The organism is Microvirga terrestris, assembly GCF_015694425.1.
Lineage (GTDB): Bacteria > Pseudomonadota > Alphaproteobacteria > Rhizobiales > Beijerinckiaceae > Microvirga > Microvirga terrestris.
In genome coordinates this window covers 865,038-880,488 of record NZ_JADQDN010000001.1, presented here as the reverse complement: position 1 = coordinate 880,488, position 15,451 = coordinate 865,038, and the positions used below count along the sequence as shown (strand labels likewise).

The following is a 15,451-nucleotide window of genomic DNA, read 5'->3' as shown; positions in this document are numbered from 1 at the left end:
GGTTAACCTGAGCAGGAGGCTTGCGGAACACAGCGAGAACGGCTACCTTGTTCCCGATTTGTTTCAGAATCGCCCACTTGTGGGCAGTAAGGGCCAGCCATGCTGACGCGCAAACAGCACGAATTGCTCCGCTTCATTCATGAGCGGCTGCGGGAAACCGGGGTTCCACCGTCCTTCGACGAGATGAAGGATGCGCTCGACCTCAAGTCTAAGTCCGGCATCCACCGCCTGATCACGGCGCTCGAGGAGCGCGGCTTCATCCGCCGCCTGCCGAACCGGGCCCGGGCGTTGGAGGTGATCCGGTTGCCGGAGAGCACCAGCGGTGCGGGCAGCCAGCGACGCTTCACGCCGAGCGTGGTCGAGGGCGGGCTCGCCGGCAAGGCCAAGGCTGCGCCCCAGCCAGCCTCCGATCCGCGGGACCGCGAGATGTCAATCCCGGTCATGGGTCGGATTGCCGCCGGTACCCCGATCTCCGCCATCCAGACCCGCAGCCACTCCATCACCCTCTCAGGCGACTTCCTGGCCCAGGGCGATCACTTCGCTCTTGAGGTGCGCGGGGACTCCATGGTGGAAGCCGGTATCCTCGACGGCGACCTCGTAGTGATCCGCCGCCAGGACAACGCCAATACGGGCGACATCATCGTGGCGTTGATTGACGAGGAGGAGGCGACCCTGAAGCGCTTCCGCCGCCGAGGCTCTTCCATTGCCCTGGAGGCCGCCAACCAAGCCTACGAGACCCGCGTGCTCGGCCCCGACCGGGTCAAGATCCAGGGCAAGCTCGTCAGTCTGGTTCGCCGCTACTGATCTCGTCTTCGGGAAGATCCTGCTCAGGGACGGGCCTTGCAGGTCTAGGCCTCCCCTGAGCAGGCGTTCTTTCGGCTTGGAATGATCGGTCACCAGGCCAAGTTACCACCTCGCGGCCTTTCCTGACGGATGTGACCTCTATTGCATCCCGACTGAGACGCAATGTCGTGGCTCCGCGCTCCTTCAGCGCCTCACCGTCGACAACGAAAGTCCCGTGGCATGTCAGTGGGGCTTGTAGCCGTGTGACGATGACGTTCGCCCGGCGGCAATCCTCCTCGAAGGCTGCGTAGTCCAAGACGAATGCAATTCGCCGACCGTCCCCAGCGACCACGACGCAACCAGTACTGTCGCAGAGTGCCTCACGCCTGAGGCTGATATCATCCGCATTCCTGGCATCGCCATCGGCGCGCAGCCACTGCTCGGTCACGAAGTTCGATGGCCGCCCGACAAGAGCAAGCTGGCCTTGGCTGCCGCGAATGGCCGCCCCTGCTCCTTCACGATCTATGAAGATGTCGTAGCGATCCGGGACCATCGTGAGTGCAAGCCCTATTCCTGCCGGAACAAGAGCCATCCATCGCAGGGACGAGGCCGGAATTGTGAGGATAAGCAGGCCCAGGCTCAGTAACGCCAGAGCACCGATGCTCAGCGCCGGCACCACCACGGTCGAGCCGCTGAAAGATCCAACCCATGCTGATACTGCAAGCACCTGCTCGACAGCCCCTCCCATCACTTGCCAGACAGGCCGATCCAGACTGAAGGGATAAGCCAGAACACCGAGGACGGCTGAAGGCATGACAACGGCTGAGACGAGCGGCAGGGCGAGCGCATTGCCGATGAGGCCGTATGGATTGAGCGATTGGAAGTGATAGGCGGCGAAGGGGGTCGTGGCGATGCTGGCAACCAGGGTCGTGGTCACGAGCCCGAGCATCGCCCGGCCTAACCAGCGGAGGCCTAGCTCGATAGTGGTTGCAGGTGTCCGTTCCACGGGTTTGCGATGCATCAGCGGCACTAAGGCCATCATGGCGGCCACGGCCCCGAATGACATCTGAAAGCTTGGACCCAGCAACGCCTCTGGCTCACGGGCGAGAACGATCAGAGCGGCAATCGAAAGATTGCGGATGCTCAGCGCAGGACGATCCACCAGTACTGCGCCGAACATCACGAGCGTCATGATGAGCGAGCGCTCGGTCGCGACATCGGAACCCGAGAAGATACAGTAGATCGTCGCTCCGATCATCGCCGCCAAGGCGGCGATCTTCTTCACCGTCCAGAGAAGCGCGACCGCAGGGGTCAGAGCTAAAAGCGCACGCACAAGCCAGGAAAACGTGCCGGCGGCCAGCACCATGTGGAGGCCGGAGATCGACACGATGTGATAGATCCCGGCCCCGCGCAGAATATCGTTCGTGGGCTCCGGGATGAGCCCACGCTTGCCGGTCACCAGGGCTGCCCCGACACCGCCGGCCGCGCCGCCAATGGACGTGGCGATGCGTTGGGTCAGCGTATTGCGGGCTTCGTCCACTTGGGCTGCCAGTTGCAATGACCAATCCGGTGGCTTGGATGGATTAACACGTCGCACTTGCCCCACCATGGAGCCGACGGCGCCGATGCCCTTGTAGTAGGCATCGCGGGCGAAGTCGTAGCCGCCGGGCCACGCCGCTTCCGGCGGCGGCAGCAAGCGGGCGGTGCCGGTGACGAACTGCCCGGCCATCAGCCCTGCCCCGGCGCGTACGGATACGCGTACAAGACGGGGACGCTCAGCCTCCGCAACATCCTTCATCTCCAAGACGCGGATGAGGAGCCTCTGCCCCTCCTCCCTGTCTTCGACCGCCTCGATAAAACCAGCAATGGTCGTGATGGTGATGCGCATAAGCGCTGGAGCCGCAACGCTCCGTGTGCGGATCACGCCAGCCGCAAAACCTGCGAAGATCGCCGACAGTGCAATCATGGCGATCAGCGCCGTCATGTTCCGGCGCAAGGCAATGCCGGCTGCACCGCTAACGGCAAATGCCCCCATTGGCGCCCAGAGCGCCGGAGCGCCATCGGCCCGGAAGAACAGGAGGATGCCGATGCCGAAACAGACGGGGATCCAGGGGAAGAGCCGGCGCTGTTCGATCTCCTGCGTGATGGCGTTCGACAGCCAGCCGCGGCCATCGAGGAGCCTCCACTCGATGCTTGTACCCCAGGACCGGGGCAAAGCCACGACCCGCGTCGCACTGCGCGGGATCGGCCAAGTCCTTCCTCGATTGTCTTCCATTGTGGCTTCGGCTTAACGCGGGTTCCGTTGCATGCTAGACGACCGCACGCTCTGCCCCAAGCCACCCTGTGGATTGAGTCGGAAGGCTGCGGCAGCACGGCCGCGCTACCTCAAGTTTCTTTAGTCAAGGTTCCCCTGCGATGACCGTCGTCACCCGCTTCGCCCCGTCTCCCACCGGCTTTCTCCATATCGGAGGGGGACGCACGGCCCTGTTCAACTGGCTTTATGCCAAGCGGCATGGGGGCAAGATGCTGCTGCGCATCGAGGACACGGATCGGGAGCGTTCAACGGAGGCCGCCATCGCGGCCATTCTCGATGGGCTGCAATGGCTCGGCCTCGATTGGGACGGGGACGTGGTCTATCAATTCTCCCGCGCGGCCCGCCACAAAGAGGTGGCCGAGAGCCTGCTGGCCCAGGGCCGCGCCTATTACTGCTATGCCTCCCAGCAGGAGCTGGAAGAGATGCGCGAGTCCGCCCGCAAGGATGGCCGTCCCCTGCGCTATGACGGCCGCTGGCGCGATCGCGACCCGTCCGAGGCGCCGGTCGGCGTGAAGCCGGTAATCCGTCTCAAGGCGCCCACCGAGGGCGAGACCGTCGTCGAGGACGAGGTCCAGGGTCGCGTGGTGTGGCAGAACAAAGACCTCGACGACCTCGTGCTCCTGCGCTCGGACGGTACACCCACCTATATGCTCGCCGTTGTGGTAGACGATCACGATATGAACATAACGCACGTTATCCGCGGCGACGACCACCTTACCAATGCGGCCCGTCAGACGCAGATCTATCAGGCCCTGGGCTGGGATGTGCCCAAAATGGCCCACGTTCCGATGATCCTCGGCCCGGACGGCGCCAAGCTGTCCAAGCGCCACGGGGCCCTCGGCGTCGAGGCCTATCGCAGCATGGGCTACCTGCCTGATGCTATGCGCAACTACCTCGTGCGTCTCGGCTGGAGCCATGGCGACCAGGAGATTTTCTCCACCCAGGAGATGGTCGACGCCTTCGATCTCAAGAACATCGGGCGCTCTCCGTCCCGCTTCGATTTCGCTAAGCTGGAGAATCTCAACGGGCACTATATGCGCCAGACGGAGGACGAGAGCCTGGTGAAGGCCATCGAGGAAATCCTGCCGGAGCTTGGGGCTGCACGTGGCATCGGCTCGACCTTCCCCCCTGGTTTGCGCGACAAGATGATCGCCGCCATGCCGGGCCTGAAGGAGCGCGCCAAGAACCTCGTCGAACTGCTCGATAGCGCCTACTACCTCTATGCCCGACGGCCGCTTCAACTGGATGAAAAAGCCGCTGGCCTGCTCGCTGACGGCCGTACTCGCCTTGTTGGCATTGCCGAGAAACTTGAGGCGGTTTCCGACTGGTCGGCCCAGAGCGTAGAAGCCGTTGTGCGCGAGCATGCGGACGCTCTCGGAGCCAAGCTCGGTCAAGTTGCGCAACCTCTTCGGGCGGCCCTCACGGGCCGAGCTACATCGCCCGGACTCTTCGACGTAATGGCGGTTCTCGGCAAGGACGAAACCCTGTTGCGGCTGCGGGACCAGACCAAGGATGCGCCCGTTGCATAGCGGGTAAATCTCGCCTTTAGACGTGCTTGCTCCCTCCCTACGGATAAGCTACCGAAGGCGCCATAAACCGACCGGCAAACCCTGGTTCCGCAGCCCTGAGGGCCTACTCTCCTCCCCCGGTTGCTCTAGGTTATGCCCGGCCTCCTTTTGAAAGGGCCATGACGCATGAGTTCCAGCACCATTTCAGTCGACGGAAAGTCCGTGGAGCTGCCGGTAAAAGAAGGCACCATCGGCCCGAGCGTCGTCGACATCTCCAAGCTTTATGGCCAGACCGGGATGTTCACCTACGACCCCGGTTTCACCTCCACGGCGGCCACCGAGTCGAAGATCACCTATATCGACGGCGACAAGGGCATCCTGCTTTACCGCGGCTATCCGATCGACCAGCTCGCCGAGCACGGCGACTTCCTCGAGACGTGCTACCTGCTCCTCTACGGAGAGCTGCCGACCGCCGCCCAGAAGGCCGATTTCGACTATCGCGTCACGCGCCACACCATGGTGCACGACCAGATGAACCGGTTCTTCACGGGCTTCCGCCGCGATGCGCACCCGATGGCGATCATGGTCGCCTGCGTCGGCGCTCTCTCGGCCTTCTACCACGACTCTACGGACATCTCCGATCCGCATCAGCGCATGATCGCGTCCATGCGCATGATCGCCAAGATGCCGACGCTTGCCGCGATGGCGTACAAGTATTCCATCGGCCAGCCCTTCGTGTATCCGCAGAACGGTCTGGACTACACATCCAACTTCCTGCGCATGTGCTTTGCGGTTCCGGCCGAGGAGTACAAGGTCAACCCGGTGCTTTCCCGCGCGCTCGACCGGATCTTCATCCTGCACGCGGATCACGAGCAGAACGCCTCGACTTCGACCGTGCGTCTCGCCGGCTCGTCGGGCGCCAATCCCTTTGCCTGCATCGCGGCCGGCATCGCCTGCCTATGGGGGCCTGCCCACGGCGGCGCCAATGAGGCGGCCCTCAAGATGCTTGAGGAGATCGGCACGCCCGATCGCATTCCGGAATACATCGCCAAGGCCAAAGACAAGAACGATCCGTTCCGCCTCATGGGCTTCGGCCACCGGGTCTACAAGAACTACGACCCGCGCGCCCGCATCATGCAGAAAACCACCCACGAGGTGCTCAACGAGCTCGGCATCAAGGACGATCCGCTCCTCGACGTGGCCGTGGAACTCGAGCAGATCGCGCTCAAGGACGAGTACTTCGTCGAGAAGAAGCTCTACCCGAACATCGACTTCTACTCGGGCATCACCCTCAAAGCGATGGGCTTCCCGACCTCCATGTTCACGGTGCTATTCGCGCTCGCCCGTACGGTCGGCTGGATCGCCCAGTGGAGCGAGATGATCGAGGACCCGTCCCAGCGCATCGGCCGTCCGCGCCAGCTCTACACGGGCTCACCGGAGCGCGACTACGTGACGGTCGCACAGCGCGGCTGAAGACATCGGATAACATCAAAGGAAAAGGGGCCGAAAGGCCCCTTTTTCATGCGTGCTGGTTGCACCGCGCCGTTGCACTTGCACCTCGGCAACTGGCTCACGTTCGCGCTGAAAGCACTTCTTCCACAATCCGGGCAGCCCGTTCGCTCGGAGCCTCGTCGCCGATCTTCATCACGGTATCGAGCTTGCGGAAGGCTTCAATCTGCTGCTGACGTTCCGGCGTGTCGCTGAGCAGGGGTAGGAGCGCCTCGGTCAGCTTCTCCGGTGTGCAGTCCCACTGGATGAGTTCGGGGATGACGTTCTCACCGAGCACCAGGTTCGTGAGCACGATGGAAGGCGCCTTGATCAGGTACTTCAGCACTTCCTCGATCTTCGAGACCCGGTAGGCCACCACCATCGGCACACCGGAGAGCCCGAGCTCCAGAGTGACTGTGCCGGACGCGGCAAGCGCCGCATCGGCCTGCCGGAAAGCAGCCCATTTGGCCGCTTCTCCCTCGACAATCCGCGGCTTCAAGCTCCAGCTCTCTGCCCGGGCTCGAATCTCATTCGCAACATGCGAAACCGCCGGGATCGTCACCTCGAAAGGATGCGGGGAGCGCTCCTTCAGAAGTGCCAAGGCAGCCCCGAACGGCTCCATTAAACGGCTCACTTCCGAGCGACGACTGCCGGGCAGGACGAGAAGCTTGAAGGGTTGCCCCTCGTCGCGCTGCCGCTCTCCAGATGCCGGTCTGATCTCGTCGAGACGCTCGATGAGCGGGTGCCCGACATAAGTGGTCGGTGGGCCGCCCAGGCGTTGATGCGCCTCTGGCTCGAACGGCAAGAGCGCTAGGAGGTGATCGACATAGGCCCGCATCTTCGGAGCGCGTCCTGGGCGCCAGGCCCAGACGGATGGGCTGACGTAATCGATAATGGGAGTGCCCGGGGCACGCTGGCGCACCGCCTTCGCGACCCGGTGCGTGAAATCCGGGCTATCAATGATGACCAGCATGTCGGGCTTTGCCGCGACCACCGCGTCTGCTGTCATCCGGATGCGCTTCAGGATGGCGGGAAGCCTCGCGATCACGGCGGAAATGCCCATGACGGCGATCTCCTCCAGAGGGAAGAGAGACTTCAGACCCTCGTTCGCCATGGCGTGCCCGCCGACACCACCGAAGCGCAGGCGCTCGGCTCCCAGCCGCACTTTCAAGGAGCGCATCAGCTTGGCCCCAAGCTGATCGCCCGACTCCTCGCCCGACACGATCCAGATCGTCAGCGGCTTGTTCTCAGCCAAGAGACTTCTCCATCCAGGGCAGATCGACGGCGATGAGGAAGAGGCCGAGGCGATCAGCCGCCCGCAGCGTTTCCTCCTGCTCAAGCACGAAGGTGGATCCCGCACCGACAGCGATGCCGGCAAGTCCCGCCTTGGCCGCTTCCCTCACCGTACGAGGGCCAATGGTTGGCATATCAACCCGCAGGTCCTGACCCCGCTTGGCTGCCTTGATCAGCACCCCGCCCTCCTCACGACGGCGAAAGCCAAACCAGGCTTGGCGCAGGTGTCTCACCCGTCGGATCATGCGGTCGGTGCCTTCCGGCCCCTCAATGGCCAGAACATGCCTGCGGTCAACCACGGCACCCTGCCCGATGTCGAAGTCCGACAGAGAGGCGAGAAGCTCCAGCCCGAAGGCTGTGGCCTCATGATCATCGGCTCCCGGCTGCCGCGCACCGGTGAGCATGCGGGAGGCCACGAGGTCAGGGGCAAGCTCATGGGCGCCGACGACCCGATGCCCTCGCTCCTCCAGGAGCATCACGGCACCACGCAGCACCTGATCGTCGCCTCGCGCAATCACCTCCTTCACCTCATGCATGTTGCGCAGAAGGGAGTAGGCACTCAGCAGCGCTGAGAATCCAGGACGGCGCACGGCCCCGACGAGGGAGACAGCCTGTGGCCGCCAACCCTCGAGGGTGCTCATGATGGTCTTGAGGTCGAGAAGATCGACAGTGGCGTGGGCGCGGCGCTGCAGTTCGGCCTCAGCAAAGCCGCGAAAAGCCAAGACACGGACGTCCTGACCCGTCCGCTCCAGATGGCTCAAGAGCTGGATGGGAAGCTGCCCGGCCCCGGCGAGGATTGCGATGGGGCCTTGGGACATCATCCGGATGAGCTGACGGGATCCCGCGGCGTGCAGATTGCGCGATCCCCGCGGTCGCGGATGAAGTCGAGAATCTCGTGCACGAAGGGATGATCATCGAACTCGCCGGCTACATCCTCGACCCGCTCGGCCAAAGTGCCCTCGTCGGCGAATAGCAGCCGATACGCACGGCGGATGTCGTGAATCTGCTCGCGTGTAAAGTTGCGGCGACGCAGGCCGATGATGTTGAGACCAGCCAGATGCGCCCGGTTGCCCATGGCCATGCCATAGGGAATGAGATCGTTCTCCAGGCCCGACATACCGCCAACGAAGGCGTGAGAGCCAACCCTGGTGAATTGGATCACCGCGGATCCTCCACCGAAGATCACGAAATCGCCTACCGTGACATGGCCGGCCAGCATGACGTTGTTGGACAGGATGCAGTCGTTTCCGACCTTCGTGTCGTGGCCCACATGGGAATTAGCCAGGAAGGCGCAGCGATCTCCGATCACCGTGCGAAGGCCACCGCCCTCGGTGCCGGGATTCATGGTCACGCCTTCGCGGATCATGCAATCGGCGCCAATCTCGAGCGTCGAGGACTCGCCCTTGTATTTCAGATCCTGCGGAATATGACCGATGGAGGCAAACGGAAAGATCCGGGTGCGTGGACCGATAGTGGTGCGCCCGTCCAGAGCCACATGGCTCAGAAGCTGGCAGCCTTCACCCAGTTCCACCTCAGGCCCCACGGTGCAGAAGGGTCCGACCTTCACCCCCGGACCGATCTTGGCGCCGTCCTCGATGACGGCGGTGGGATGAATCACTGTTTCCATCAGTCGTTCACCAGCATGGCGCTGACTTCGGCCTCGCAGACGAGGACACCATCGACCTTCGCCTCGCCCTTGTACCACCACATGTTGCGGCGGTTGTTCAGCTTGCGCATGTGGAACTCGACCCGGTCCCCCGGCTCCACCGGCTTGCGGAACTTCACCTTGTCGATCGTCATGAAAAACACCTGCTTCGGCTTGGCCATCTGGGCCATCTTGGCCTTCACGCAGATAGCACCCGCCGTCTGAGCCATCGCCTCAATCAGAAACACGCCCGGAAAGATCGGACGCGAGGGGAAATGGCCCGTGAATTGTGGCTCATTGAAGGTAACGTTCTTGATGCCGATGCACGAATTGTCGCCGTCGATCTCGATAATCTTGTCGACCAGGAGAAAGGGATACCGGTGCGGCAGAAGCTCCAGGATCTCCATGATATCGGCGGTTTGAAGCGTGGTGGGCGCTTCGGACATGACGGGAACTCCGAACGGTAGGGGGTGCCTTCAACAAACGTTATGAAGACGCGTCGTCGTCTTTGGCGGAATCGCCTCCGGATGCAAGCTTTTTCAGCGCCGTGATCTCGCGGAACCACTCGCGCATAGGCCGGGCCGGAATGCCGCCCCAGCGGGCTCCTGCTGGAACATCACCGTTGACGCCGCTGGTGGCCGCAATCTGGGCACCCATGCCGATCCGGACGTGCCCTTTTACGGCCACCTGGCCACCGATGGCTACGTAATCCTCGATGGTGGTCGAGCCGGCGATGCCGACCTGAGCGACGATCACACAGTGGCGCCCGATGACCACGTTATGGGCGATCTGGACGAGGTTATCGATCTTGGTGCCCTCACCGATCACCGTATCGCGGCTGGCACCCCGGTCGACCGTCGTATTGGCCCCGATCTCCACGTCATCCTGGATGATGACGCGCCCGATCTGCGGCACCTTCAGATGTCCCTGGGGCCCCATGGCGAAGCCGAAGCCGTCCTGGCCGATTCTGACGCCCGGGTGGAGGATGACCCGGTTGCCGAGATAGGCATGGGTAACCGTCACGTTGGCCGAAACAGCACAGTCCCGCCCGATCTTGACGTTAGGTCCGATGACCGAGTGGGCGCCGATCAGGGTACCCGATCCGATCTCAGCGTGCGGGCCAATGACGGCACCCGGATCGACGCGAACCCCGTGCTCCAGCCTCGCAGACGGATGGACGAAGGAGCCAGGGGAGATTCCGGTCGCGGCAAAGGAGGATTCCGGCCGCATGGCGGACGGGAATAGGATTGCCAAAACCTGCGCGAAGATCCGATAGGCTTGTGGCGTGACCAGAGCGACCGTGCCGTCCGGCACCTTGGAGGCATAACGTGGCGTCACCAGGCAGACCGCCGCTTTGGTCGCCGCCAGTGCCCCGACATAAGCAGGGTTGTCCATGTAGGCGAGATCGCCGTGGCCCGCGCTTTCAAGGGGAGCGACTCCACGAAGCAAAAACTCCCCGTCGGTTCCGTCGGGGAGCGCTACATTTGCCATCTCCGCCACCTGACGCAGGTTCAGCGTCCGGCCTTGCGGGAAAAAATCTGACTCAGCCATGAAGAATAAGTGAGGGCGCCTTCCGGCGCCCTCCCCGATTAGAAGCGCGTGCCGCCCGTGAACCGGAAGGCCTGGGTGCGGTCGCCGCCGACCCTGGTACCATCCTCAAGAAGCTGCCCCTCTTCCTTGGTGAGAGCGAACGCATAGTCGAAGCGGATCGGGCCAAGTGGGGAAGTCCACAGGATCGAAGCGCCGACCGACGAGCGCAGCTTGCTGCTGTCGAACACGTCAATGGTATCATCGTCGAAGGTGGTTGGGCCATCATAACCGAAAAGCGTGCCCGCATCGGCGAAGACAGCACCTCTCAAGCCCAACTCACGCGGCAAAGCGGGAATTGGGAACTGCACTTCTAGCGAACCACCGAAATAGGTGGTGCCGCCGAGTGCATTCGCCTTGCTGTCAGCGGTCGAGATGTCGCGTGGACCGATGCCGTTAGGCGCGAAGCCGCGCACCAGGGAGGGGCCCATGAAGAACTGATCGATGATGCGCAGATCACCACCATCCCCACCATTGTCGCCGAAGCCCATGATGTGGCCGCCCTGAACACGGGCGATACCGACCACGTCCTCGAAGAACTCGCGGTAGTATCGCGCGTCGCCAGTCACGCGGAAATAGTGGGAATCACCGCCAAGTCCGGCAAAGTCCGTCTTGACCTCGCCATAGAAGCCGTTGCGAGGATTCCGGGTGCTGTCGAGTGTATTGTAGTTGAAGGTCAGGCCTGCCAGGGAAGTGATCGTTTCACCCTGTGCATCCTTGATCGCGAGTGACGCTTCGCCGTTCGTTTCACAGTTGAAAGGTGTTGTGACGCCCGGGATCGGCACGGAGCAGTCGTTGTAAGGCTGATCCGCATCATTCGGGATCGTTACTTCCTGCTGATAGAGCGAGTACCGGGCTGTTATCGTAAACTCTTCCGTGAACGGAAGGCCCAGGCGCAACGTACCGCCGGTCATGCGGTTTTCGTAGCGGGAGTACCGGGTCTGGTCGCTGAACTTCGAGTACAGATCGATACCCGCCGACATCCGGTAGCCCAGGAAATACGGCTCGGTGAAGGAGAAATCGATGCCGTGGGCGCGTTGGCCGAGCTGGCCTGCAAGGCGCACGAACTGGCCGCGACCCAGGAAGTTGGTTTCGGTCACGGAGACTTCACCGATGAAGCCGTCGGCCGTCGAATAGCCGCCCGAGATCGAGAAGGCGCCGGTGGACTGATCTTCCACATCCACGTTCACGACCACACGGTCAGCCGAAGAGCCTGGCTCGTTGGAGATGCGAACCTGCTTGAAGTAGCCGAGATTGTTCAGGCGGCGCTCGGCACGGTCGATCAGCACTTGGTTATAGGCATCGCCCTCGCCGAGTTCGAATTCGCGACGGATCACGTAGTCGCGGGTACGGCTGTTGCCGCGCACATTGATGCGCTCGATGTAGATCCGCGGCGCTTCCTCGACCACATAGGTCAGATTGATCGTGCGGGTCGAAGCATCGCGGGCACCCACGGGGCGCGCAAGGGCAAAGGGATTGCCCTGGCGAGCGACATTGGAGGTGAGGTTCTGAACCGACTTTTCGACGGCTTCCGCGTTGTAGACGGAACCCTCCGAGGTCGAAATTCCCCTGCGCAGAGCCTCGGGATCGACCCCAGGCAGACGAGGGTCGACGCTCACGCTGCCAACCCGATACTGCTCACCCTCTTCCACGGCGATCGTGACGATGTAGCCGCCGCCATTGGCGTCGAACGACACGTCACTGGAGACGATGCGGAAGTCCGCATAGCCGTTCTTCAGGTAGTAGCGACGGATCAGCTCCAGATCGTTGGCGATGCGCGCCGGATCATAGACGTCGGTGGTCTTGAGGAAGCTCAGGAGGTTCGTCTCGGTCGTCAGCATGACGCCGCGAAGGCGGCTCGACGAGACCTGATTGTTGCCGACGAACCGGATTTCCTTCACGCCCGTCTTGTCACCCTCGACGACCGTGTAGACCACGTCCACCGTGCCGTTGGGGAGATCGACCACACGCGGCGTGACCTGGGCAAGGCCTCGGCCAGACTGCTGGTAAACCGCAAGGATGCGCGCAACGTCGGCATCCACGGCGGCTTGGTTGTAGGGAGCGCGGGCGCGGGCCTGGAGTTGATCCTGGAAGGCCGCGCTCTCGATCTTCTTGTTTCCTTCGACCACCACGCGGTTGACGATAGGTCCCTGTGCGGCCGAAGCACGGCGATTCCTTGGAGCCACCTGCTGCGCGAAGGCGCTCTCCGCGGCAGTAATGCCAGCCATCAGCGCGCTGATGGCAATAACGGCGGTGGTGGCCGGCTTCTTCCGGCGAGGCGTGGTCGTCGACATCATCAACTGGCCCGTTCTTTGTCTTTATCCCTAGCGAGGGTGTCCCCGCAGGCTGGAGACGAGTGCCCCCAACCTTATCCATGTGAAGCGCTTGTACAAACTTTCGCCGCTATTGCAAACGGCGCGTCCACAACAGAGTAGCGATTTTTATCCTGCGTGGCGTCCTTGTCACGATCCCGGGCTCATAAAACTGGTGCCAAGGTGAACAAGATCATTCCAAGTGGCGAACAACATGAGCATCCCCACAAGGGCAAACCCGATCCTGAAGCCGATTTCCTGGGCTTTTTCGCTTAAGGGACGGCCGCGCACGGCCTCAATGGCATAGAACAGGAGATGCCCGCCATCCAGCAGGGGAATGGGAAAAAGGTTAATAAGGCCGATGGAGACCGACATGAAGCCGATCAGGCTGACAAGGCTGTAGACCCCGCCGATATCGAAGGCGGTCCCGGAAGCCCGGGCGATTCCAATAGGCCCGGAGAGCTGATCGGCCGATTCCACCCCCACCACCAGACGGCGGATGAAATTAATCGTTCGCTCAACCAGGTTCCAGGTCTCGACCACGGCGGCCTTTACGGCCCCCCAGGGAGAATAGGTCAGGCGCTTGATCGCCGAGGGATCACGGGACGCCTCAACGCCCAGCAGGCCAATCCGCTGCTTGCCGAACGGGCTGGTCCGTTCAACGAAATTCGGCGTTGCCGTTAGGTTAACCTTTTCGCCATTGCGATCCACCGTGAACGCGAGAGGCTCGCCCGCGCTGGAGCTGACAATCAGCTGCATGTCGGCAAAGGTCTGTATGCTCCTGCCATCGACGGTCAGAATCAGATCCTTGGGCTGGAAACCCGCCTTCTCGGCCGCGCTGCCCGGCTGAACCGCCTCAATCCGCGGCTCAAGAACCGCCCGTCCATTGAAGTAGTTGAAGCCCGCGAAGATCGCGATGGCCAGGATGAAATTGGCGATCGGCCCCGCCGCCACGATGGCAGCCCGCTTGGCGACGTTCTGATGAGGGAAGCTGATGGCACGCTGCTCGACAGGCATCTGATCGAGCTGGTCCTGGTCCGGGACACTGGCGGCGTTGAGATCGCCGACGAACTTAACGTACCCTCCGAGCGGGATGGCTGAAATCTTCCACCGCGTCCCCTTCTTGTCCGTCCAGCCGATCAGCTCGCGCCCGAATCCGATGGAGAAGGCGGTGACACCGACCCCGCACAGCCGGCCCACCCAGAAATGGCCGAACTCGTGGATGAACACGACAACCGTGAGCACGACGAGGAAAGAGATCAGGGTTAGGAACAGGGAACCTGTTGCACCGCTGATCGTCGAAAGAAAGTCCATCTGTTTCCCTTTCGCGCCTTACCGAAGCTTCGAGGCTTCGACAGGGGCTGGAATGAGCCTGCGCGCCGTTGCCCGGGCTTCCTGGTCGATGGCCAAGGCCTCGGCAACGGTCGACGGCATCAAAATCTGTCTTCCAGAGAGCGTTGAGCAAACCTTCTCAACAATCTCAGATATATCATAGAATCCGATTGCGCCTGCCAAATAGGCCTCGACGGCGATCTCGTTGGCTGCGTTCAAGATCGTGGGCATTGCGCCTCCGGCCCTGAGAGCCGCCTTGGCCAATGACAGACACGGGAAACGACCCTCATCGGGCCGCTCGAAGCTTAAACGGCCAATCGCGGCAAGATCGAGACGAGGCAGTTCCATCCTCAGGCGCCTGTTCTCTCGGAGAGCGTTGGCAATAGGGACCTTCATGTCAGGCAAGGCAAGGCCAGCCGTGATGGCGCCATCACTCCATTGGACGAGGCCGTGGACGATAGCCTCCGGATGCACCAGCACATCGAGACGCTCAGGCTCAAGTCCGAACAGATGGTGAGCCTCGATCAGTTCAAGGCCCTTGTTCATCAAGGTGGCGGAGTCGATGTTGATCTTCGACCCCATGGACCAGACCGGATGGGCCGAGGCCTCCTTGGCATCAGCCCGTGCGATCTGCTCCCTCGGCGCATTGCGGAACGGCCCACCGGTCGCAGTGATGATCGCCTTCTCAACATCCCGGTTGAGGCCGGCGGCGAGGGCTTGATCAAGGGCATTATGCTCGGAATCGACCGGCATGATTTCGGCGCCGACACGGCGGGCATCGGCCATGAAGGCATCGCCAGCGCAGACAAGGCTTTCCTTGTTGGCCAGGGCAATCCGTCTTCCCGCCTTCAGAGCGGCATGGGTCGGTGCGAGGCCTGCGGTTCCGCTGATCGCTGCAAGGACGATGTCGGCCTCGCGCTCGGCGGCCTCCAAGACGGCGGTCTGCCCCGCTCCGCTCTCGATCCCGGTGCCGGAGAGCGCCTGCCGCAAGGCTTCGCCCCCGCGCTCGTCGGCAAGGGCTGCGAATTTTGCCCCAAGACGGCGGGCGACGTCCGCCAGAGCCAGGGCATCGCGGCCGCCCACGACAGCCTCGACCCTGAGCTCATCACGGTGGGCCAGCACGACGTCCGCCGTCGAACGGCCGATCGAGCCGGTTGCTCCAAGGATCGTAAGAAAACGGGTCATCAAG

General features: G+C 62.5%; 12 protein-coding genes. 3 read left to right on the top strand and 9 right to left on the bottom strand.

Going from position 1 to position 15,451, the window contains the following annotated elements:
* Positions 1 to 99: 99 nt before the first annotated feature.
* Positions 100 to 804, top strand: a complete 705-nt coding sequence (gene lexA, locus I2H36_RS04070; RefSeq protein ID WP_190846672.1) for a transcriptional repressor LexA — start codon at positions 100 to 102, stop codon at positions 802 to 804.
* Here lexA and I2H36_RS04065 read toward each other — a convergent pair.
* Positions 782 to 3,058 carry a ComEC/Rec2 family competence protein gene (locus I2H36_RS04065; RefSeq protein WP_196262550.1) on the bottom strand — a complete coding sequence of 759 codons (2,277 nt, stop codon included), beginning with the start codon at positions 3,056 to 3,058 and terminating at the stop codon, positions 782 to 784. The genes lexA and I2H36_RS04065 overlap by 23 nt on opposite strands.
* Before the next feature lie 140 nt (positions 3,059 to 3,198).
* Here I2H36_RS04065 and gltX point away from each other — a divergent pair, with 140 nt between their 5' ends.
* Positions 3,199 to 4,626 (top strand): glutamate--tRNA ligase, encoded by a 1,428-nt coding sequence (gene gltX, locus I2H36_RS04060; protein WP_196262549.1) that lies wholly within the window; start codon positions 3,199 to 3,201, stop codon positions 4,624 to 4,626.
* A gap of 165 nt (positions 4,627 to 4,791) precedes the next feature.
* Positions 4,792 to 6,078, top strand: a complete 1,287-nt coding sequence (gltA, locus tag I2H36_RS04055; RefSeq protein WP_196262548.1) for a citrate synthase — start codon at positions 4,792 to 4,794, stop codon at positions 6,076 to 6,078.
* Between the two features lie 97 nt (positions 6,079 to 6,175).
* On the opposite strand, the gene lpxB is transcribed toward gltA, so the two are convergent.
* The 8 genes from lpxB to dxr all read right to left on the bottom strand — a co-directional run bounded on the left by lpxB (position 6,176) and on the right by dxr (position 15,447).
* On the bottom strand, positions 6,176 to 7,348 hold the full coding sequence (gene lpxB, locus I2H36_RS04050) for a lipid-A-disaccharide synthase (RefSeq protein WP_196262547.1): 1,173 nt from the start codon (positions 7,346 to 7,348) through the stop codon (positions 6,176 to 6,178).
* Entirely contained in the window at positions 7,341 to 8,207 is an 867-nt protein-coding gene (locus I2H36_RS04045; RefSeq protein WP_246718609.1) for an LpxI family protein, read from the bottom strand. The genes lpxB and I2H36_RS04045 overlap by 8 nt, the downstream gene beginning before the upstream one ends.
* Entirely contained in the window at positions 8,204 to 9,013 is an 810-nt protein-coding gene (gene lpxA / locus I2H36_RS04040) for an acyl-ACP--UDP-N-acetylglucosamine O-acyltransferase (protein ID WP_196262546.1), read from the bottom strand. Before lpxA ends, I2H36_RS04045 begins: the two co-directional genes overlap by 4 nt.
* Positions 9,013 to 9,477: a 3-hydroxyacyl-ACP dehydratase FabZ gene (fabZ, locus tag I2H36_RS04035; RefSeq protein ID WP_036353784.1), complete on the bottom strand. Its 465-nt coding sequence runs from the start codon at positions 9,475 to 9,477 to the stop codon at positions 9,013 to 9,015. Before fabZ ends, lpxA begins: the two co-directional genes overlap by 1 nt.
* A 40-nt stretch (positions 9,478 to 9,517) precedes the next feature.
* Positions 9,518 to 10,582, bottom strand: a complete 1,065-nt coding sequence (gene lpxD / locus I2H36_RS04030; RefSeq protein ID WP_196262545.1) for a UDP-3-O-(3-hydroxymyristoyl)glucosamine N-acyltransferase — start codon at positions 10,580 to 10,582, stop codon at positions 9,518 to 9,520.
* Between the two features lie 38 nt (positions 10,583 to 10,620).
* The gene (bamA, locus tag I2H36_RS04025) at positions 10,621 to 12,915 is read right to left on the bottom strand and encodes an outer membrane protein assembly factor BamA (RefSeq protein ID WP_196262544.1); all 2,295 of its coding nucleotides are present in this window, start codon (positions 12,913 to 12,915) and stop codon (positions 10,621 to 10,623) included.
* Positions 12,916 to 13,080: 165 nt separating this feature from the next.
* Positions 13,081 to 14,244 carry an RIP metalloprotease RseP gene (gene rseP / locus I2H36_RS04020; protein WP_196262543.1) on the bottom strand — a complete coding sequence of 388 codons (1,164 nt, stop codon included), beginning with the start codon at positions 14,242 to 14,244 and terminating at the stop codon, positions 13,081 to 13,083.
* 18 nt (positions 14,245 to 14,262) lie between these two features.
* Positions 14,263 to 15,447, bottom strand: coding sequence for a 1-deoxy-D-xylulose-5-phosphate reductoisomerase (dxr, locus tag I2H36_RS04015; RefSeq protein ID WP_196262542.1), 1,185 nt, complete (start codon positions 15,445 to 15,447; stop codon positions 14,263 to 14,265).
* Positions 15,448 to 15,451: the final 4 nt, after the last annotated feature.

Coding starts and splice junctions, on each gene's coding strand:
- lexA (WP_190846672.1), top strand. CDS start 100: ATGCTGACGCGCAAACAGCACGAATTGCTCCGCTTCATTCATGAGCGG.
- I2H36_RS04065 (WP_196262550.1), bottom strand. CDS start 3,058: ATGGAAGACAATCGAGGAAGGACTTGGCCGATCCCGCGCAGTGCGACG.
- gltX (WP_196262549.1), top strand. CDS start 3,199: ATGACCGTCGTCACCCGCTTCGCCCCGTCTCCCACCGGCTTTCTCCAT.
- gltA (WP_196262548.1), top strand. CDS start 4,792: ATGAGTTCCAGCACCATTTCAGTCGACGGAAAGTCCGTGGAGCTGCCG.
- I2H36_RS04045 (WP_246718609.1), bottom strand. CDS start 8,207: ATGATGTCCCAAGGCCCCATCGCAATCCTCGCCGGGGCCGGGCAGCTT.
- lpxA (WP_196262546.1), bottom strand. CDS start 9,013: ATGGAAACAGTGATTCATCCCACCGCCGTCATCGAGGACGGCGCCAAG.
- fabZ (WP_036353784.1), bottom strand. CDS start 9,477: ATGTCCGAAGCGCCCACCACGCTTCAAACCGCCGATATCATGGAGATC.
- lpxD (WP_196262545.1), bottom strand. CDS start 10,582: ATGGCTGAGTCAGATTTTTTCCCGCAAGGCCGGACGCTGAACCTGCGT.
- bamA (WP_196262544.1), bottom strand. CDS start 12,915: ATGATGTCGACGACCACGCCTCGCCGGAAGAAGCCGGCCACCACCGCC.
- rseP (WP_196262543.1), bottom strand. CDS start 14,244: ATGGACTTTCTTTCGACGATCAGCGGTGCAACAGGTTCCCTGTTCCTA.
- dxr (WP_196262542.1), bottom strand. CDS start 15,447: ATGACCCGTTTTCTTACGATCCTTGGAGCAACCGGCTCGATCGGCCGT.